Origin of the sequence: Streptomyces sp. SCUT-3 (assembly GCF_014083985.1) — a bacterium.
Lineage (GTDB): Bacteria > Actinomycetota > Actinomycetes > Streptomycetales > Streptomycetaceae > Streptomyces_H > Streptomyces_H thermolineatus.
Genome location: NZ_CP046907.1, coordinates 2,335,904 through 2,355,565, shown reverse-complemented (window position 1 = coordinate 2,355,565; position 19,662 = coordinate 2,335,904). Strand labels below are relative to the sequence as shown.

Below are 19,662 nucleotides of genomic sequence, written 5' to 3'. Positions count from 1 at the left end.
GTGTGACGATCGTCGGCATGTCACCAGCGACCGCAACGACGGGCACGGCGGGCCCCGGTGCCTTCGGGCCGCCGGCCGGCGCCGAGGAGCCGTCCGTCCGAAGGCTCTACCGCAGCGCGGAGGGCAGGATGCTGGGCGGGGTCGCCCGGGGCCTCGCCGGGCACCTGGGCCTGCCGGTCTCCTGGGTGCGGATCGGCTTCGCCGTCCTCACCACGGCCGCGCAGGGCCTGGGCATCCTGCTCTACGCGGCCTTCTGGTTCGTCGTGCCCCTGGGCGTCGGCGGTGTGGGAGCCGGCGAGGGGGAGGGGCGCCGGGAGACCGCGGCCGCACCGGGGACCGGGCCGGGCCCCGGCGCCGGACGCCGCTGGACCGCTGCCGCGCGCAAGCCCGACAAGGGGCAGATCGTCGCCCTGATCGCCGTGGTCGTCGGCGCCGCCGCGCTGCTGAACCGGCTCAACCTCGGCGCCGCCCACGCCTACCTGTGGCCCCTGCTGCTGTTCGGCGCGGGCGTGGCCCTGGTGTGGCGGCAGGCGGACAACGCGCGCCGCGCCCGCTGGGCCGAGATGAGCCGCCGCGGCCGGGTCGTCCCCGTGGCCCGCGGCGCGGCCGGCGTCCTCCTCGTCGTCGTCGGCATCACCGGCTTCGTCGTCGTGCAGGGGGCGGCGGGGCAGCTGGCCGGCGTGATGCAGGCGGCGCTGGCCGTGCTCGTCGGGGTGGCGCTGCTCGGGGGCCCCTATCTGGTGCGCATGGTGCAGGACCTGGGCGAGGAGCGGCTGATGCGCATCCGCGCCCAGGAGCGCGCCGAGGTCGCGGCCCACGTGCACGACTCCGTCCTGCACACCCTCACCCTCATCCAGCGGCACGCCGGGGACCCCCGCGAGGTCGCCCGGCTGGCCCGCGCGCAGGAACGCGAACTGCGGGCCTGGCTCTACCGGCCCGAGGGCAACGGCCGGGAGGACGACGAGCCGGCCACCCTCGCCGAGTGCGTCCGGCGCACTGCCGCCGAGGTCGAGGACGCGCACGGGGTGCCGGTCGAGGTGGTCTGCGTCGGCGACTGCCCGCTCGACGAGCGGCTCGGGGCGCAGGTCCAGGCCGCGCGCGAGGCGATGGTCAACGCCGCCAAGTACGGTGGCGGTGGCCCGGTCCAGGTCTACGCCGAGGTCGAGGAGCGCACGGTCCTCGTCTTCGTCCGCGACCACGGCCCCGGGTTCGACCCCGACCGGGTGCCGGCCGACCGGATGGGCGTGCGCGAGTCGATCGTCGGCAGGATGCGGCGCAACGGGGGCCGGGCGGCCCTGCGCGGGGCGCCCGGCGGGGGGACGGAAGTGGAGCTGGAGATGGAGAGGGCGGGGTCTTGAACGAGTCGGCAGTCAGCACGGAGGCGGAGCAGGGGGAGGGCCGCCGGGTGCGGGTCGTCCTCGTCGACGACCACCGGATGTTCCGCACCGGCGTCCGGGCCGAGATCGGCGACACCGCCCGCACCGGCGTCGAGGTCGTCGGGGAGGCTGCCGACGTCGACCAGGCGGTGACCGTGGTGACCGCCACCCGCCCCGACGTCGTCCTGCTCGACGTCCACCTGCCCGGCGGCGGCGGGGTGGAGGTGCTGCGCCGCTGCGCGGCCCTGAGTGGAGCCGCCGAGAACCCGGTGCGCTTCCTCGCCCTGTCGGTCTCCGACGCCGCCGAGGACGTCATCGGCGTCATCCGCGGCGGGGCGCGCGGATACGTCACCAAGACCATCACCGGGCCGGACCTGGTGGACGCCGTCTTCCGGGTCTCGGACGGCGACGCAGTCTTCTCCCCGCGCCTGGCCGGCTTCGTCCTGGACGCCTTCGCCGCCACCGACACCCCGCCGGCCGACGAGGACCTGGACCGGCTCACCCAGCGCGAGCGCGAGGTGCTGCGGCTGATCGCCCGCGGCTACGCCTACAAGGAGGTCGCCAAGCAGCTGTTCATCTCGGTGAAGACCGTGGAGAGCCACGTCTCGGCCGTGCTGCGCAAGCTCCAGCTGAGCAACCGGCACGAGCTCACCCGCTGGGCCACCGCCCGGCGGCTGGTCTGAGGCCTGAGACTAGGCTCGCGGCCATGAACGTACTCATCAATATCTTCGTGGTCCTGCACTTCATCGGCATAGCCTCGCTCCTGGGCGGCTTCCTCACCCAGATGAAGTCCATCGGCGCGGGGACGGCCCGCATGGTGCCGGCCATGTTCCACGGCGCGCTCACCATGCTCGTCACCGGCCTGGCCCTGGTCGGCCTCAACGAGGCGGACGGCGCGACGCTCAACCACGTCAAGATCGGCATCAAGCTGCTGATCCTGGTGGTGATCACCGCCCTGGTCTACGTCAAGCGCGACGACGAGAAGGTCCCGGCGCCGGTCTTCGGCGCGGTCGGCCTGCTGACGATCGCCAACATCGTCATCGCCGTCATGTGGTGACCACCGTCCCCCGTGCTCCCCGCCGTCCGGCGACCGGTCTCCCGGGACACCCGGGAGACCGGAACGCGTACCGCCGGACGGCCCCTGCCGTCCGTGCCCGGCCCGTACCTTCCGTGCCCGGCCCCCTCGGTCAGGCCGGGCGGACCGCCGCGTAGAACGGCATCTCGGTGATCGGCGCCTCCTTGACGAGGTCGCCCGGCTTGGGCGCGTGGATCATCATGCCGCCGCCCGCGTACAGGCCCACGTGGCTGATGTCGTTGTAGAAGAAGACCAGGTCGCCCGGCTGCAGCTGGGACATCGAGACCCGGGTGCCCACCTCGACCTGGTCCCAGGTCGTCCGGGGCAGGGCGACCCCGGCGGCCTTCCACGCGGCCTGGGTCAGGCCCGAGCAGTCGTAGGAGCTCGGTCCCGAGGCGCCCCACACGTACGGCTTGCCGATCTGCGCACGGGCGAAGGCCACCGCCTCGGCCGCCCGGGACGAGGCGGGCGCGGTGGAGCCCGTGCCCGTGCTCGTGCCCGGACCGGTGCTCGTGCCGGAACCTGCGGACTGCTCCTGCTGTGCGGCCTCCCTGGCCTTCTCCGCCTCGGCCAGCTCGGCGGCGCGCTCGGCAGCCTCCCGCTCCTTCTGCCGCTCGATCGCGGCCAGGCGGGCCTTCTCCTCCGCCGTCAGGTCCGCCAGCAGTTCGCGGGCCTCGGTCAGCTTCTTCTGGACCGTCTTCTTCTGGGTGCCCAGCTGCTGCTGGGTCTCGGTCAGGTCGTCCAGTTTCTCGGACGCCTCGCGCCGCTGCTCGAACGCGGCCGCCTGCTGGTCGCGGAAGTCCTTGACCGCGGTGTCCTGCTCGCCGCCGAGCCGGTCCATCAGGTGGTCCTGGTCGAAGTAGGCCTGGGGGTCGGGGGAGAGCAGGAAGGTGGTGCTGGGGGCGAGCCCGCCGGTGCGGTACTGCTCGGCGGCGTAGGCGCCCAGCTTGCGCCGGGCGTCGTTCATCGCGTCGGTCTGCTCCGCCAGCTCGTCCAGGAGCTTCTCGACGTCCTCGCGCTGCGAGTCGGTCTTCTCCTTGGCGCCGTTGTACTTCTGGGTGGCCACCTCGGCCTGCCGGTACAGCGAGTCGACCCGGTCCTTGACCTCCTCGACGGAGGGCTTGGCGGGGGTGGCCGGCGCGGCGGTGGCCGCCTCGCCCATCAGGGTGACCGACGCGAGCGCGGCGGTGCTGATGCCTATCGCGGCCCGCGAACCCGTCGCCGACAGGACGGGGGTGCGCGGCTTGCGGTGCGACGCCAACAGGCGCTCCTTCCGTGGACCGCCTACCGGGTTAGCTGTCGGGTTCGGGCTGTCGGAAGGTCGCCCTACGGTCCGGCCCGGAAGGGCCGTCCCGATTCACCCCGGAACACAAGTGGGTCCCCGGCTCCGGACACGTCCGGACTCGACGGGGCAGACCGTTCCGGCGCCGTCCGCCGGTAGCGGTGCGGCCTGCACGAGGGCGACAGTAATCAAACCGTGATCGTCATGTGAAGTCGCGACCGGACATTGTTGCGAATCCCTCCGGACAAAAACGGTCATTCCGTCAACTGTGCGACGCCCGAACGGCGATGGGCCCCGTACGCGCTCCCTGCCGCGGTGCCGGTCCGTGTGGCACGCTGGCGGGCGGCCGGGCGCACGGCCGGCCGGAGGATCATGCACGGGGCCGGGGGAGGACACCGGCACGACACGGGGAGACCACGGTGAACGGTGGAGCACGGCACGGAATCGGCGTCCCGGTCGGACTGCTCGGCGCGGCCCTGATCTGCTTCGCGGGCAGCAAGGGCCTGAACGACATGATGCGGGAGGCGCAGGTCTTCTACGGCCGGGGCTCCGCCCACACGGTGACGGCCGCGGCCTGCACGGTCCTCGCAGCCGCGGCGGTGGCCGTCCTCGCCTCCGCCCGGTGGGTCTCGCCGGTCGCCGCGCTGCTGGCCGGAGGCGTCCACCTCGTCCTCGGCGGCGTGGTGCTCGTCGACCTCGGGACCGCCATGGAGCTCTACGAAGCGATCTCCGTCGGCGAGGACGCGGCCCGGTCCATGTTCTCCGCCGGGGCCAGTGGCTTCTACCTGTTCGTCGCCGTCGCCCTGCTGGCCTCCGCCGCCGTGCCCCACCGGTGGCGGTCCCCGGCGTCCCCCGCCGGCTCCGCGTCCCCCGCGTCCCCCGCGCCGCACGCGCCGTACGCGGCGCCCGCCCCGGGGCCCTGGGGCGGGCGGTCCCCGAAGGACTCCTGACTCCCCGGGCGTACCGCGCCGGGGCGTCGTCCGGTCGGCCTAGACTCGACGGCGATGAGCGACAGCCTTTTCGACGACAGCTTCTTCTCCGACCTCGGCCCGGCGGAGGAGGAGCCCCCGCCGCCCGAGGACCGGGAGGCCGCGGAGTACGAGCCGGAGGAGGACGTCCCCGCGGACCTGTTCGCGGGCGTCTTCGACGCGCCGCTGCCGGCCCGGGACGCCTACCACCGCGACGGGGCCCCGCGCAGTGTCGTCGACCCCGAGCGGCTGCTCGACGGCATGAACCCGCAGCAGCGGGAGGCCGTCGTGCACATCGGCTCGCCGCTGCTCATCGTGGCCGGCGCCGGCTCCGGCAAGACCCGGGTGCTCACCCACCGCATCGCCTACCTGCTGGGCGCCCGCGGGGTGCACCCCGGGCAGATCCTGGCGATCACCTTCACCAACAAGGCCGCGGCCGAGATGAAGGAGCGCGTCGAGCAGCTGGTCGGCCCCCGGGCGAACTCCATGTGGGTGTCCACGTTCCACAGCGCCTGCGTGCGCATCCTGCGCAGGGAGAGCAAGAAGCTCGGCTTCACCTCCAGCTTCTCGATCTACGACGCGGCCGACGCCAAGCGGCTGATGGCCCTGGTCTGCCGCGACCTGGACCTGGACCCCAAGCAGTTCCCCCCGAAGTCCTTCACCGCCAAGATCTCCAACCTCAAGAACGAGCTCGTCGACGAGGAGACCTTCGCGGCCCGGGCCGACAACGCCACGGAGAAGAAGCTGGCCGAGGCGTACACGCTGTACCAGCAGCGGCTGCGCGAGGCCAACGCGCTGGACTTCGACGACATCATCATGACCACCGTCCACCTGCTCCAGGCGTTCCCGGACGTCGCCGAGCACTACCGGCGCAGGTTCCGGCACGTCCTGGTCGACGAGTACCAGGACACCAACCACGCCCAGTACACGCTGGTGCGCGAGCTGGTCGGCGGGGCGGTGGGGCAGCAGCCGCGGCGCACGGTCGACGGCGACCCGGTGAACCCGGCGGAGGCCGGCCCGGTGCAGGTCGAGCCGGCGGAGCTGTGCGTGGTCGGCGACGCCGACCAGAGCATCTACGCCTTCCGCGGCGCCACCATCCGCAACATCCTCCAGTTCGAGGAGGACTACCCGGACGCCACCACCATCCTGCTGGAGCAGAACTACCGCTCCACCCAGACCATCCTCACCGCAGCCAACGCGGTCATCGAGCGCAACACCAACCGCCGCGCCAAGAACCTGTGGACCGAGGCCGGCGCGGGCGCGACCATCACCGGCTACGTCGCCGACCACGAGCACGACGAGGCGCAGTACATCGCCGAGGAGATCGACCGGCTCACCGACTCGGGCCGGGCCCGCCCCGGCGACGTGGCGATCTTCTACCGCACCAACGCCCAGTCCCGCGTCTTCGAGGAGGTCCTGATCCGGGTCGGGCTGCCGTACAAGGTCGTCGGCGGGGTGCGCTTCTACGAGCGCAAGGAGGTCCGGGACATCCTGGCCTACCTGCGGGTGCTCGCCAACCCCGAGGACACCGTGCCGCTGCGCCGCATCCTCAACGTGCCCAAGCGCGGCATCGGCGACCGCGCGGAGGCGATGATCGAGGCGCTGGCGCTGCGCGAGCGGATCTCCTTCGCGCAGGCGCTGCGCCGGGTCGACGAGGCGTACGGCCTGGCGGCGCGGTCGATGAACGCGGTCAGGCGGTTCAACGAGCTGCTGGAGCAGCTGCGCACCGTGGTCGAGTCGGGCGCGGGGCCCGCGACGGTGGTGGAGGCGGTCCTGGAGCAGACCGGCTACCTGGCCGAGCTGCAGGCCTCGACCGACCCCCAGGACGAGACCCGGGTGGAGAACCTCCAGGAGCTCGCGGCGGTGGCCCTGGAGTTCGAGCAGGAGACGGGCACGGCCGGCCCCGGGGCCGGCGGCGGGGACGGCGACGGGACGGACGAGGAGGCCGGGGGCGGCGCCGGGGGCGGCGCGGCCGCGCTGGCCGACTTCCTGGAGCGGGTGGCGCTGGTCGCCGACTCCGACCAGATCCCCGACGACGAGGAGGGCGAGGCGCAGGGCGTCGTCACGCTGATGACCCTGCACACCGCCAAGGGGCTCGAGTTCCCCGTGGTCTTCCTGACGGGCATGGAGGACGGCGTCTTCCCGCACATGCGGGCCCTGGGGCAGGCCAAGGAGCTGGAGGAGGAGCGGCGGCTCGCCTACGTCGGCATCACCCGGGCCCGCGAGCGGCTGTACCTGACGCGGGCGAGCATGCGCAGCGCGTGGGGCCAGCCCTCCTACAACCCGCCGTCCCGCTTCCTGGAGGAGATCCCGGAGCACCTGATCACCTGGAAGCGGACGGGCGCGCCGCCCGCTCCGGCCCGGGGCGGCACGCGGTCCGCGGTGCGCTCGGCCGGGACGTCGCCGTCCGGGCTGACGGCGGGTTTCCCGTCCGAGCAGGCGGGACGGCAGGCCCGTCGGGGCCCGTCGGGGTTCGCCACGCGGCGGGCCGGGGAGCGGGAGGTCGTGTCGCTGGCGGTGGGGGACCGGGTCACCCACGACTCGTTCGGCCTCGGCACGGTGGTGGGCGTCAGGGGCAGCGGGGACGCGGCCGAGGCGACCATCGACTTCGGCGGGGAGAAGCCGAAGCGGCTGCTGCTGCGCTACGCACCGGTGGAGAAGCTCTGACCGGGGCGAGGTGACGGGACAGGCGGCCGTCCCCGGACGGCCGCCTGTCCGCGGCGGGTCCCTGTGCGGGCGGTCGTCCGCGCCCCGGTTGCCCGGGGGCACGGACGCGGGGCGTCAGTTGGGGTTCAGTCCCTTGCTCTGCAGCCAGGCGGACGGGTTGATCGCCGGGCCGCCACCGGGGTGCACCTCGAAGTGCAGGTGGGGGCCGGTGGAGTTTCCGGTGCTGCCGGCGTAGCCGATGACGTCCCCGGCCTTGACGGTGCCCGAGCGGATGCGGGCACTGGACAGGTGGCAGTACCAGGTCTCGGTGCCGTCGGCGGCGGTCACTATCACCATGTTGCCGTAGGCGCTGTCCCACTGGGTGCTCACGGTGCCGTCGGTGGCCGCCATGACGGGGGTGCCGGTGCTGACGGGGAAGTCGATGCCGGTGTGCAGCGACATCCAGTTGACGCCGGCCTGGCCGTAGCCGGCGCTCAGGCCGCGCTGGGCGACGGGGAGGGCGAACTTGGGCCGCATCGCCTCCTTGCGGGCGGCCTCCTCCGCGGCGCGCCGGCGCTCCTCGGCCTGCCGCTCCTTGAGGTCGATGCGCTTCTGGGTGCGGCTGGCGCGCTCGGCGAAGTCGTCGGCACCGACGCTGAGCCCTTCGAGCTGCCGGTCCAGCTCGGTCTCCTGGACCGGTTTCTTCGCGATCTCGTCGGCGGCCTGGGTGCTGGTGTCCTTGGCGTCGGCCTCCGGGCCGCTGGTGATGGTGGCCGCGGCCACCGCGGCGACGCCCATCACGGCGACGGAGGGCACGGCGACGGTCAGCAGCGCGGAACGCTTGGCGGCCTTGCGGCGGCGGTTCCGCGCGGGGGCGGGGCCGGACGGGGCGGAGGCGGAGGGGGCGATGACCACGGCCGGGTCGTCGTCGTCCGCGCGGTCGGCCGGGTCCGCCGGGCCGGCCGGCTCGAAGGCCCGGGTGTCGTCGTCGGACGGGGCGGAGCCGACCGTCCCGTACTCGCCGGTGCCGTAGTCGCCCGCGTCGTACTCGCCGGTGCCGTACTCGCCCGTCCCGTACCCGTCGGTCCCGTACTCGCCCGTGTCGTACCCGGACTCGTAGTCGGACGGCGCGTACTCCGCGGACGCGTACCCGGACGCCCCGTCCCCGTGGGAAGAGGCGGACTGCTCCGCCGGGACCGCCTCGTACTCCCCGGTCCCCGGGCCCTGCTCCTGCGGCTGCGCCTGCCCGGGCACGAACACCGGGTGGGCGCCGGAGTCGTGGGTGACGGTGGGGTAGCCGCCCGTGTCGTAGCCGTCGTCGTAGCCGGTTCCGTAACCGGCCCCGTAGCCGTGGGCGCCGTGGGCGGGGATCTCGCCGGTGGAGGTGTCGAACGGGGATGCCGGGGCAGCGTACTGGTAGCCGGCCGCGTAGTCCTGGGCGTAGCCGGTGGCGGTGGTGTCGGCCTGCTGGGCGTAGCCGCCGGTGAACGAGTGGGCGCCGGTGTCGAAGGCGGTGGTGCCGAGCCCGGTGGTGTCGTAACCGCCGGTGTCGTACAGCGCGGCGTACCCCTGGGGTGCCTCGTGCGCCGGGTGGGCGCCGACCGGGCCGACGGCCTGCCCGAAGAGCGGGTCGCCGTCGTAGTACCCGTACGAGGCATCGTTCGGGGACATCGTCCCCGCCGGGTGACTGTCGTTCACCGCCAACTTCTCTTTCGCCTCGACAGCAGGAGAATTAGCGGCGACTGTATCCCCCACTACGGGACGGTCACAATCTTCGCCGGGATTCGGCCGTGCGAGCGACGGGGAATTGACCCTCTTTCGGCGGAGTGTCCCGCAAGCCCACACGGTCCGACACAGGATGTTCGATTCCCGTTCGGGTGCGTGGCGCGGGGCGGCGCCCGGGGAGGGGCGTTCTACGCGGCGCGGTCGTCCTCCGCCGGTCCTCCGGGGCCGGCCAGCGCCCGCCTCGTCCCGGCGGCAACTTCCCCGTGGACGGGCAGTGTCAGGTGGCCCACCCCGCTGACCAGGACGTTGTGCGCGGTGAGGTCCGGGTGCTCCACCCGGGCGGCCTCGATCGGCGACATCACCTGGTCCATGTCGCTCCAGAACGCAACGAAGCGGGTCCGGCATTCCGGTGCGGGCATGGCCAGTTCGCCGATCAGGCCGGACCCGGGGCGCATCTGGCGCACGATCGGGTGAGGGGCGAGCAGGAGCGCGGCGCGGGTGCCGGAGTGCGGCGTGCCGAGCGTGACCAGGGTGCGCACGCGGGCGTCACCGCCCAGGCGCTGGACGTAGTAGCGGGCGATCAGCCCGCCGAGGCTGTGCCCGACGATGTCCAGCCGCCTGTGGCCGGTGCTGCGGCAGACCTCCTCGACGTGGCGTGCCAGCAGAGCGGCGGCGACCCTCACGTCGCAGGTCAGGGGCGAGTAGTTGAGCGCCTGGACGTGGGTCCAGCCGTTGCGGTGCAGCGACCTGCGCAGCAGGGCGAACACCGACCGGTTGTCCACGAACCCGTGCATCAGCAGCACCGGGGGGCGCGCCCGGTCCGGGGAGGGGGTGCGGGGGGCGCCGCCGTCGCCGTCGGGGATCCGCAGCAGGCGCTCCTGGGCCATGCCGGTCGGGTAGAGCAGCATGTGCGCGGTCAGGACGGCGACGTCCACCCCCACGGCGCGGGCCAGGGCCGCCGTGCGGCGGCACCCTTCCCCCAGGCCCGTCGGGGCGCAGAGGGGCAGGGAGAAGGAGGAGAAGGAAAGGATGGCCATGGCCCACCTCCCGTGCGGCGGGGCGGGGGCGCGTTCCGTGTCCCCGCGCGTCCTCGGCGGTCGGCCGCGTGCGCACGGCCCGGCCGGGGCCGTGGCGGGGGCGGACGGGGACTGCGTCGCCGCACCTGCCGTCCTGCGGTGCGCCGGCGCGGCCGCCCGGTTGCGGCTCCCTGCGCGGATCCCCTGCGGATCCTGTGTGTGACCGGCCCGGGGGTGGTGCCCGGGGGGCGGGCCGCCACTGGACCGATGGGTGTGAAAATGTGCCTGAGTGTGATTTCCCCCTCCCCGAGTACTGCGAAACAGCCGGTTGCGGGATGCTGGGGATAACGTTCGTTCACGTTCGTGCCAGCTATGGCATCCCGGGTCAGGCAAGTCGTGCAGGAGGCAGTGATGGGTGTGTCCGGTCCGATCCGAGTTGTGGTGGCCAAGCCCGGCCTCGACGGCCACGACCGCGGCGCGAAGGTCATCGCACGGGCGCTGCGGGACGCGGGCATGGAGGTCATCTACACCGGCCTGCACCAGACCCCCGAGCAGATCGTCGACACGGCGATCCAGGAGGACGCGGACGGGGTCGGCCTGTCCATCCTCTCCGGTGCCCACATGACGCTGTGCGCCAAGGTGATCGAGCTGCTCGCGGAGCGGGACGCGGCCGACATCAAGGTGTTCGCCGGGGGGATCATCCCCGACGCGGACATCCCCCCGCTCAAGGAGGCCGGCGTCGCCGCGATCTTCACCCCGGGGACGCCCACCGGCGACGTGGTCGAGTGGGTCCGGGCCAACGTCGGCGCGCACGCCGACGCCTGAGGCACCCCGCCCCACCCGGCCCCGCCCCGGGTCCCGGATCCCCGGCCCCCGGATCCTCGGACCTCGGGCTCCGGGGCCGTGAACCGGGGCCGCGCCCCGGGCCGCCGGGGCGCCTTCCGCAAGGGCCCCGGCCGGGCGGCGGGACCGTCAGGGGGCTGCGGCCGGGTCCGGCCGCAGCTCCTGGAGCATCGTGGCGCGCAGGCGCAGCGTCGCGGCGAGCCGCCCGAACGCCTCGGACCAGTAGCCGGCCGCCCCCGGCGAGCCGTTCTCCGTCTCCTCCGGCAGGGCGGCCAGCGGGGCGACGCGGTCGACCGCCGACGGGTCCAGGGAACGCTCCGCCAGTCCCATCACTCCGCTGAAGCTCCACGGGTAGCTGCCCGCGTCCCGGGCGATGTCGAGGGCGTCCACCACCGCCCGGCCCAGCGGCTCCGACCACGGCACCGCGCACACGCCCAGCATGGAGTGGGACTCGGCCAGCCCCTGGGACTCCACGAACCGGGCCACCCACGCGGCCCTCTCCTCCTCCGGGAGCACGGCCAGCAGCCGCGCCGGGTCGCCGACCGGGGCCGGGCGCACCGCCGGCTCCGGGAGCGGGCCGAGCAGGGCGCGGGCCCACCCGGCGTCCCGCTGCCGCACCGCGGCCCGGCTCCAGGCCGCGTGCAGGTCCGCCTGCCAGTCGTCGGCCACCGGGAGCTCCACCAGCGCGGCGGGCGGCAGGCCGAACGCCTCCGTCCACGCCGACAGCGGAGTGGCGTCGACCAGCTGGCCCAGCCACCACGACCGCTCGCCGCGGCCCGACGGCGGCCTGGCCACCACCCCGTCCCGCTCCATCGCGGCGTCGCACCCGGCCGGGGCCTCCACCACCAGCCGCAGCCCGCCGCCGGGACCGGGCACGGCGCTCACGCAGGCCAGGGCCCGCGAGGCCATGCGGGCCGCGAGCGCCGACCCGGGCAGGGCGGACAGCAGCTCCGCCGCCGTCGCCCGCACGTTCCTGCTGCGGTCGGACAGGGCCTCCTCCAGGAACGGCTCGTCGGAGGCCGACAGCCCCTCGCGCAGGGCGTCGACGAACATCAGCCGGTCCTCGGCCCGCTCCTGGGCCCAGGTGGAGCGCAGCAGCTCCAGGGCGGCCGCGGGGTCCGTGGCGCGCAGCCGGGCCAGCAGCGCGACGCGTTCGGCGAAGAGGCCCTCCTGCCACAGGGTGCTCCGCTCCTCCGGCCCGGGCGGCGGGGCGGCGCCGGGGGAGGCGGGGGCGGTGGTGCGGAGGGCGAACTTCCAGTCGGGATTGAGCGCGGCGAGCCACAGGGCCCCGGGACCGGCCAGCTCCAGGGCGTGCGGACGCAGGTCGCTGCGGGCCCGGGCGGCGTCCAGCAGCGCGTCCAGCAGCGGGGCGGGAGCGCGGTAGCCGTGGGCGTTCGCCGCGGCGAGCCACTGCGGGAGCAGCTCGGCGAGGTTGGGCGCGGAGCCGTTCCGGCCACCGGAACCGCCCGCCGCCCGGTCGGCCAGGAGCAGTGCCAGACGGCGCCGGGCGGCGGGCGGCAGCTCCGGGCGGGGGTCGGGCCGGGCCGGCTCGGGCAGAGGCGCGGCCGTGCCCGGACGCAGCCCGGCGCGCCGCTGCACGGTTCGGACGGCGGCCAGGTCGAGCAGGGCCGCGGCGGGGTCGTCGGCCCCCTGCAGCCACGGGGGCGTGCGGCGCTCCACACCGAGCAGGGCGGTGCTGACCAGATCGTCCCAGGAGGGAGTCGCGGTTGCGGAGGAGGGGGACGGGGAGGCGGAGGAAGGGCGGGCGGAGGTTGTCATGGGGACCCTCGCAGGAGGTGGTGGCAGGGCCGGTCCGGCCGGCGCGGGCGCCGGGCGGCCGGTCCGGCGGGACGGTCGGTCAGAGGGGTACGGCTTCGGTGCCGGACCAGACGGTGACGGGGGAGAACCCCCGGTGGCCGCACTCGCCGAAGACCGTGACCGGCCTTCCGCCGGAGACCGCGGCCAGCCGCCACAGGCCCGCGCGGCCCCGGGCGCCGGGGTCCACCGGCAGGGCGTCCCCGCCGTCGGCGTCGGCCAGCTGCCAGCCGTCGTCCAGGGGGACGGGCACCACGCTGGCCAGGACGGCGGGCCAGGAGTCCAGCCACGGGTCGTCGCGCAGGGCGTCGCCGTACGCGGACAGCGCGTCGGCCACCGCCGTCCCCGGCGGCACCGGGCCGGGCGCGGGCGCGGCGTGCCGCTCGCCCAGGGACGCCCGCAGGGGGCGGGCCGCCGGGTGGTGGGCCAGGTCCGCGTCGACGGACATGCCGACGGGCAGCACCAGGTCCGGGGCCCGGCCGGCCGCACCGAAGGAGAGCACCAGCGCGGCGGCACCGGTACGGGCCCCGCGCAGCCAGATCCGGCGGGTCGTCAGCCTCTCGGACGCGCTGTCCCGGCTGCCCAGCACCAGCCAGTCGTCCCGCACCGCGCGGGTGCTCAGCAGCGCGGCCGAGTCGACGGACCGCCCCGCGCGGGAGCGGACCGTTGCGGCCGGCCCCTCGGGCAGGCCGTCCAGGGCCCGGACCCCGCGGGCGAGCAGGTGCAGCAGGGCGTACTCCTCCAGGAGCCGGCCCGGCCAGCCCGGCCCCGAGGACGGGACCACCGCCAGCTCCCCGGCCCGGGCGGCGAGGCCGGGGGCCTGGGCGTCGACCATCCGCGCGGCGACCTCCTCCCACGCCCGGGAGTCCGACCGGTCGGCACCGGCCAGCCCCGCCCGCACCCCGTCGGCCAGCCGCTGCTCCAGCTCGGCCGCGCCGTCGGCCGTCCGGGCGTCACGCAGCTCGGCGCGGCGGCGGGCCGCCTCCGGGTCCGCGAGCCCGTCCCCGTCCCCGCCCGCGGCCCGCTGCGCCTTGCGGGTGGCGGCGCCGGCCCGCGCGGACAGCCACTGCGCGACCCACTCCGGCGGCTCCGCCGGGCCCACCGCGCCGCCCGGGCCGGCCGACCACAGCAGCAGCAGTCCCAGGACGTGCTTGCACGGGAACTTCCGGCTCGGGCAACTGCACTTGTAAGCGGGCCCGCCGAGGTCGGCGACCGTGCGGTAGGGGGTGCTGCCGCTGCCCCTGCACAGCCCCCACACCACCGTCCCCTCCCGGCCGGCGGGCGCGGTGCACCCCGTGTCCGACCACGGCCCGGGGGCCGACAGCCTGGTCCCGGCCTTGCGCGACGCGGCGTCCGGGGCGAGGCCCAGCACCTGTTCCGAAGTCCAGCGTTCCTCCATGCCGGTGACGCTAGGACCGGCCACTGACATCCGGCCCGGGAGGCGTGGGAGGACCCGGCGGGCCGCAATGTGCTTGCCCGGCAAGCGGTGTGACGGCTAGTTTCGGGTTCCTTTGCAACTTGAGTGGGGGATCACCGCAGTGAAGAAGAACACGCGCGTCCGTTCCGCCCTGGCCGCGCTCGCCGCGGCCGGGCTCGTCCTCACGGCGACGGGCTGCTCCGCCGTCGAGGAGGCGGCCAAGGAGCAGGTCAACGAAGAGGTCGAGAAGATCACCGAGCAGGAGTACGAGGTGACCTACGAGGTCACCGGGACCGGCATCGAGTCCCTCGACTACGCCCCCGGCGGCGGGAGGTCGGCGCACGACCTGGAGAACGTCGAGAAGCCCACGACGCCGTGGAAGAAGACTGTGACCCTCAAGGGGATCGACCCGCCCACCGTCACCGCCATGCTCGGCATGGAGGGCGGCGAGGTGAAGTGCACCATCACCCACAAGGGCAAGGTCATCGAGCAGAAGAGCGGCGACGGGGCGATGGGCACCGCGGCCTGCATCGCGATCTCCCCGATCGCCGGCGGCTGAGCCGGCCCCGCGCACCGCACGCCCCCGACGGCCCCGCACCCCACGGTGCGGGGCCGTCCGCCGTCCACGGGCCGTCCGCCGTCCACGGGGCGTCCGCCGGTCGCGGGGCGGCTGTGTCAGTGGGGTGGTCCACAGTGAGGAGCACAGCCGGATCCGGCTGCCTTCCTGCTGATTCCCGCTCCGAGTTGGGGGACCACCATGACCACTGCCGTGCTGCGGCCGCACGCCGAGGAGGCGTTCGCCGAGGAGCTCGCCGCCCTCGCGGCCGCCGACGACCGCCCCCGCCCCGCGCGCTGGAACCTCTCGCCGTGGGCCGTGGCCACCTACCTCCTCGGCGGTGAACTGCCGGACGGCACCGTCATCACGCCCAAGTACGTCGGCCCGCGCCGCATCGTCGAGGTCGCCGTCACCACGCTCGCCACCGACCGCGCCCTGCTGCTGCTCGGCGTCCCCGGCACGGCCAAGACCTGGGTCTCCGAGCACCTGGCCGCGGCCGTCGCGGGCGACTCCACCCTGCTGGTCCAGGGCACCGCCGGCACCGCCGAGGAGGCGATCCGCTACGGCTGGAACTACGCCCAGCTGCTCGCCCACGGCCCCAGCCGCGACGCCCTGGTGCCCAGCCCGGTCATGCGCGCCATGGGGGAGGGCCGCATCGCCCGCATCGAGGAGCTCACCCGCATACCGGCCGACGTCCAGGACGCGCTGATCACCGTCCTGTCCGAGAAGACGCTGCCCGTCCCGGAGCTGAACGAGGAGGTCCAGGCGGTCCGCGGCTTCAACGTCATCGCCACCGCCAACGACCGCGACCGCGGGGTCAACGAGCTCTCCAGCGCCCTGCGCCGCCGCTTCAACACGGTGGTGCTGCCGCTGCCCGCCGGGGTGGAGGAGGAGGTCGACATCGTCGCGCGGCGCGTCGAGCAGATCGGCCGCTCCCTCGACCTGCCCGAGGCCCCGCGCGGCGCCGAGGAGATCCGACGGGTCGTCACCGTCTTCCGGGAGCTGCGCGACGGCGTCACCGCCGACGGGCGCACGAAGGTCAAGTCCCCCTCGGGGACGCTGTCCACCGCCGAGGCGATCTCGGTCGTCACCAACGGCCTGGCCCTGGCGGCCCACTTCGGGGACGGCGTGCTGCGGCCCTCGGACGTGGCGGCCGGCATCCTCGGCGCGGTCGTCCGCGACCCGGCCGCGGACCGCGTGGTGTTCAACGAGTACCTGGAGACCGTGGTGCGCGAGCGCGACGGCTGGAAGGACTTCTACCGGGCCTGCCGGGAAGTGGCGCACTGATGGGCGGGGAGCAGCAGGCGGACGTCGCACTCCTCGGCGTCCGGCACCACGGGCCCGGCTCGGCCCGGGCGGTGCTCGCCGCACTGGAACAGGTCAAGCCCGAGGTGCTGCTGGTCGAGGGCCCGCCGGAGGCCGACGCGCTGGTCCGACTCGCCGCCCACGAGGACATGAGGCCCCCGGTGGCCCTGCTGGCCCACGTGGTGACCACCACCCGCCCCTCCGCGGCGGCGGACGGCGGCGCCGGGGGCGGCGCGGCCGGCCGGGCGGCGTTCTGGCCGTTCGCCGAGTTCTCGCCCGAGTGGGTCGCCGTGCGCTGGGCGGTCGAGCGCGACGTCCCCGTCCGCTTCATCGACCTGCCCGCCGCGCACAGCCTCGCCGCGGACCCCGAGGGGGAGCGGGAGGAGCAGGAGGAAGGGGCTGAGGGCACGCAGGGGGAGGGCGACGGGGCGCCGGAGCGGCGCGAGGCGCGCGTCGACCCGATCGCCGTGCTCGCCCGGGCCGCCGGCCACGACGACCCGGAACGGTGGTGGGAGGACGTGGTCGAGCACCGCCTCGACCACGACGGCGACGCCCTGGCGCCCTTCGCGGCCCTCGCCGAGGCCATGGCCGCCCTGCGCGAGCGCTGCGGCGACGGCGCGCACGGCGGCACCGGACCGCGCAGCGACGCGGTGCGCGAGGCCCACATGCGGCTGCGCGTCCGGGACGCCCGCCGCGCGTACGACCGCGTCGCCGTGGTCTGCGGCGCCTGGCACGTGCCCGCCCTGGCGGACAGGGTCCCGGTCGGGGCGGACCGGCAGCTCCTCAAGGGCCTGCCCAAGGTGAAGGTCGGCATGACCTGGGTCCCCTGGACCCACCGCAGGCTCGGCCACTGGAGCGGGTACGGCGCGGGCATCGAGTCGCCCGGCTGGTACCGGCACCTGTTCACCTCCCCCGACCGGCCCCTGGTCCGCTGGATGACCAGGGTCGCCGGACTCCTCAGGGAGGAGGACCGGCCCGTCTCCTCCGCCCACGTCATCGAGGCGGTGCGGCTGGCCGACACCCTCGCCGCCGTGCGCGGCCGGCCGCTGCCCGGGCTCGGCGAGGCCACCGACGCCGTGCGGGCCGTGATGTGCGAGGGCTCCGACGTGCCGCTCGCCCTCGTCCACGACCGCATGGTCGTCGGGGACGACATCGGCGAGGTGCCCGACGAGGCCCCGGCCGTCCCCCTCCACCAGGACCTGACCAGGCTGCAGCGCACGCTGCGCCTGAAACCGGAGGCCCACGAGCGCGAACTCGACCTGGACCTGCGCAAGGACACCGACGCCGCCCGCAGCCGGCTGCTGCACCGGCTCCGCCTGCTCGGCGTCCCCTGGGGCGAGCCGACCGCGTCCAGGACCGGCAGCACCGGCACCTTCCGGGAGAGCTGGCGGCTGTCGTGGGAGCCGGAACTGGCGGTGCGCGTCGCCGAGGCCGGCGTGTGGGGGACCACCGTCCTCGCGGCGGCCTCCGCGTACGCCGAGGACCGCGCCGAGCGCGCGTCCGGCCTGGCCGGGGCCACCGCGCTGGCCGAGCAGTGCCTGCTGGCCGGCCTCCCGGACGCGCTGCCCGCGGTGATGCGGGCCGTGGCCGACCGCGCCGCCCTGGACGCGGACGTCGGCCACCTCGCCCGGGCCCTGCCCGCCCTGGTCCGCTCCGCCCGCTACGGCGACGTCCGCGGCACCGACACCACCGCCCTGCGGCGCGTCGCCGAAGGGTTGGCCGAGCGGATCCGCGTGGGGCTGCCGCCCGCCTGCACCGGCCTCGACGCCGACGGGGCGGCCCAGATGCGCGGCCACCTCGACGACGCCCACGCCGCCCTCTCGCTCCTGGCACCTGCCCGGGACCCGCTGCGGGAGCGCTGGGCGGACACCCTGCGCACCCTGGCCGGGCGCGAGGACCCCTCCGTGGTCCCCGGCCTCCTGCGCGGCAGGGCCGCCCGGATCCTGCTCGACGACGACCGGCTGACCGCCGACGACACGGCACGGCTGATGGGCCTCGCCCTGTCGGCGGCGGCCCCGCCCGCCGACGCCGCGGCGTGGATCGAGGGCTTCCTCGCCGGGGGCGGCATGCTCCTCGTCCACGACGAACGGCTGCTGCCGCTCCTCGACGGATGGCTCGCCTCCGTCCCCGCGCACGCCTTCACCGACGTCCTGCCCCTGCTGCGCCGCACGTTCGCCGGACTCGACCCCGGGGTGCGGCGCACCGTCGGCGAACTGGCCCGGCGCCTGGCCGGGGGCGGGACGGCGGGTGCCTCCGCCGGGACCGGCGGGACGGGCGTCCCCGGGTTCGCCGACCTGCCGGACCCCGAACGGGCCGAGGCCGTGCTGCCCGTGCTGCGACTCCTCCTCGGCCGCGCACCGGCAACCCCTGCCGCACCGCAGGACCACCCCACCCATCCGGAGAGGACAGCAGGTTGAGCACGGACACGGACGAGCGGCTGCGCCGCTGGCGGCTGGTCCTCGGCGGCGGCGCCGAGGCCGACGGCACCGGCGTGGCACTGCACGGCCGCGACGCCGACATGGACCGCACCCTCGCGGCCCTCTACGGCGGCGACGGCAGGGGCACCGGCGGGGCGGGCGGCCGCCGCGAAGCCGGCCTGGGCGGCTCCGCGCCGCGGGTGGCGCGCTGGCTCGGCGACATCCGCGAGTACTTCCCCACCTCCGTCGTCCAGGTCATGCAGCGCGACGCCGTCGACCGCCTCGGCCTGTCCTCGCTCCTGCTGGAGCCGGAGATGCTCGAGGCGGTGGAGGCCGACGTCCACCTGGTCGGCACCCTGCTCTCCCTCAACCGCGTCATGCCCGAGACCACGAAGGAGACGGCCCGGGCCGTGGTCCGCAAGGTCGTCCGGCAGTTGGAGGCCAAGCTGGCCACCCGCACCCGCGCCACCGTCGGCGGCGCCCTGGACCGCTCGGCGCGCGTCAACCGGCCCCGCCACCGCGACATCGACTGGGACCGCACGATCCGGGCCAACCTCAAGAACTACCTGCCCGAGTACAACACCGTCGTCCCCGAGCGCCTGGTCGGCTACGGCCGCGCCTCGCAGGCCGTCAAGAAGGACGTGGTCCTGCTCATCGACCAGTCCGGCTCGATGGCCGCCTCGGTCGTCTACGCCAGCGTCTTCGGCGCGGTCCTGGCCTCCATGCGATCCATAGCCACCAGGCTCGTCGTCTTCGACACCTCCGTGGTCGACCTGACGGACCAGCTGGACGACCCGGTCGACGTGCTCTTCGGCACCCAGCTCGGCGGCGGCACCGACATCAACCGCGCACTGGCCTACTGCCAGTCGCAGATCACCCGGCCCGCCGAGACCGTCGTGGTCCTGATCAGCGACCTGTACGAGGGCGGCATCCGGGACGAGATGCTCAAGCGCGTCGCCGCCATGAAGGCGTCCGGAGTGCAGTTCGTGGCGCTGCTCGCGCTGTCCGACGAGGGCGCGCCGTCCTACGACCGGGAACACGCGGCCGCCCTGGCCGCCCTGGGCGCTCCGGCATTCGCCTGCACCCCCGACCTGTTTCCCGACATCATGGCCGCGGCAATCGAGAAACGGGACCTTCCCATACCGGACATGGATGCGCATCGGTAATTCGGGACTTGCGTCCACCCCCGGGCGTCGTGCAAGTATCTGTTCGTCGCCCCGG

General features: G+C 75.0%; 15 protein-coding genes and 1 riboswitch. Of the genes, 10 read left to right on the top strand and 5 right to left on the bottom strand.

What is annotated here, in order from left to right; genetic code table 11:
• The first annotated feature begins 17 nt into the window (after positions 1–17).
• The 3 genes from GQS52_RS10290 to GQS52_RS10280 are packed head-to-tail and all read left to right on the top strand — an operon-like array spanning position 18 to position 2,433.
• Entirely contained in the window at positions 18–1,358 is a 1,341-nt protein-coding gene (locus GQS52_RS10290) for an ATP-binding protein (RefSeq protein ID WP_182313105.1), read from the top strand.
• The gene (locus tag GQS52_RS10285) at positions 1,355–2,059 is read left to right on the top strand and encodes a response regulator transcription factor (protein WP_182313104.1); all 705 of its coding nucleotides are present in this window, start codon (positions 1,355–1,357) and stop codon (positions 2,057–2,059) included. Before GQS52_RS10290 ends, GQS52_RS10285 begins: the two co-directional genes overlap by 4 nt.
• A 23-nt stretch (positions 2,060–2,082) precedes the next feature.
• Positions 2,083–2,433 (top strand): hypothetical protein, encoded by a 351-nt coding sequence (locus GQS52_RS10280; RefSeq protein WP_182313103.1) that lies wholly within the window; start codon positions 2,083–2,085, stop codon positions 2,431–2,433.
• Positions 2,434–2,563: 130 nt separating this feature from the next.
• On the opposite strand, the gene GQS52_RS10275 is transcribed toward GQS52_RS10280, so the two are convergent.
• Complete coding sequence (locus tag GQS52_RS10275; RefSeq protein WP_182313102.1) at positions 2,564–3,712, bottom strand: C40 family peptidase; 1,149 nt, start codon at positions 3,710–3,712, stop codon at positions 2,564–2,566.
• Between the two features lie 4 nt (positions 3,713–3,716).
• Positions 3,717–3,870, bottom strand: a riboswitch (cyclic di-AMP (ydaO/yuaA leader).
• 282 nt (positions 3,871–4,152) lie between these two features.
• On the opposite strand from GQS52_RS10275, the gene GQS52_RS10270 reads away from it, so the two are divergent.
• Together GQS52_RS10270 and pcrA are read left to right on the top strand one after the other, a co-directional pair.
• Complete coding sequence (locus GQS52_RS10270; RefSeq protein ID WP_182313101.1) at positions 4,153–4,683, top strand: hypothetical protein; 531 nt, start codon at positions 4,153–4,155, stop codon at positions 4,681–4,683.
• Positions 4,684–4,737: 54 nt separating this feature from the next.
• Positions 4,738–7,368: a DNA helicase PcrA gene (gene pcrA / locus GQS52_RS10265; RefSeq protein ID WP_182313100.1), complete on the top strand. Its 2,631-nt coding sequence runs from the start codon at positions 4,738–4,740 to the stop codon at positions 7,366–7,368.
• Positions 7,369–7,482: 114 nt separating this feature from the next.
• Here the strand turns inward: pcrA and GQS52_RS10260 are convergent, their stop codons facing one another.
• Positions 7,483–9,045 (bottom strand): M23 family metallopeptidase, encoded by a 1,563-nt coding sequence (locus GQS52_RS10260; protein ID WP_182313099.1) that lies wholly within the window; start codon positions 9,043–9,045, stop codon positions 7,483–7,485.
• Positions 9,046–9,260: 215 nt separating this feature from the next.
• A complete protein-coding gene (locus GQS52_RS10255) occupies positions 9,261–10,109 on the bottom strand; it encodes an alpha/beta fold hydrolase (protein WP_182313098.1) in 849 nt (282 codons plus the stop codon).
• 390 nt (positions 10,110–10,499) lie between these two features.
• Here GQS52_RS10255 and GQS52_RS10250 point away from each other — a divergent pair, with 390 nt between their 5' ends.
• Positions 10,500–10,913, top strand: a complete 414-nt coding sequence (locus GQS52_RS10250) for a cobalamin B12-binding domain-containing protein (protein ID WP_182313097.1) — start codon at positions 10,500–10,502, stop codon at positions 10,911–10,913.
• A gap of 147 nt (positions 10,914–11,060) precedes the next feature.
• Here the strand turns inward: GQS52_RS10250 and GQS52_RS10245 are convergent, their stop codons facing one another.
• Positions 11,061–12,710, bottom strand: a complete 1,650-nt coding sequence (locus tag GQS52_RS10245) for a DUF5691 domain-containing protein (RefSeq protein ID WP_182313096.1) — start codon at positions 12,708–12,710, stop codon at positions 11,061–11,063.
• A gap of 79 nt (positions 12,711–12,789) precedes the next feature.
• The gene (locus GQS52_RS10240) at positions 12,790–14,145 is read right to left on the bottom strand and encodes an SWIM zinc finger family protein (RefSeq protein WP_182313095.1); all 1,356 of its coding nucleotides are present in this window, start codon (positions 14,143–14,145) and stop codon (positions 12,790–12,792) included.
• Between the two features lie 139 nt (positions 14,146–14,284).
• On the opposite strand from GQS52_RS10240, the gene GQS52_RS10235 reads away from it, so the two are divergent.
• The 4 genes from GQS52_RS10235 to GQS52_RS10220 all read left to right on the top strand — a co-directional run bounded on the left by GQS52_RS10235 (position 14,285) and on the right by GQS52_RS10220 (position 19,607).
• Positions 14,285–14,722, top strand: a complete 438-nt coding sequence (locus GQS52_RS10235; RefSeq protein ID WP_182313094.1) for a hypothetical protein — start codon at positions 14,285–14,287, stop codon at positions 14,720–14,722.
• Between the two features lie 198 nt (positions 14,723–14,920).
• Complete coding sequence (locus tag GQS52_RS10230; protein ID WP_182313093.1) at positions 14,921–16,006, top strand: AAA family ATPase; 1,086 nt, start codon at positions 14,921–14,923, stop codon at positions 16,004–16,006.
• Entirely contained in the window at positions 16,006–18,441 is a 2,436-nt protein-coding gene (locus GQS52_RS10225) for a DUF5682 family protein (protein ID WP_182313092.1), read from the top strand. Before GQS52_RS10230 ends, GQS52_RS10225 begins: the two co-directional genes overlap by 1 nt.
• Positions 18,438–19,607, top strand: a complete 1,170-nt coding sequence (locus GQS52_RS10220; protein ID WP_182313091.1) for a VWA domain-containing protein — start codon at positions 18,438–18,440, stop codon at positions 19,605–19,607. The genes GQS52_RS10225 and GQS52_RS10220 overlap by 4 nt, the downstream gene beginning before the upstream one ends.
• Positions 19,608–19,662 lie beyond the last annotated feature (55 nt).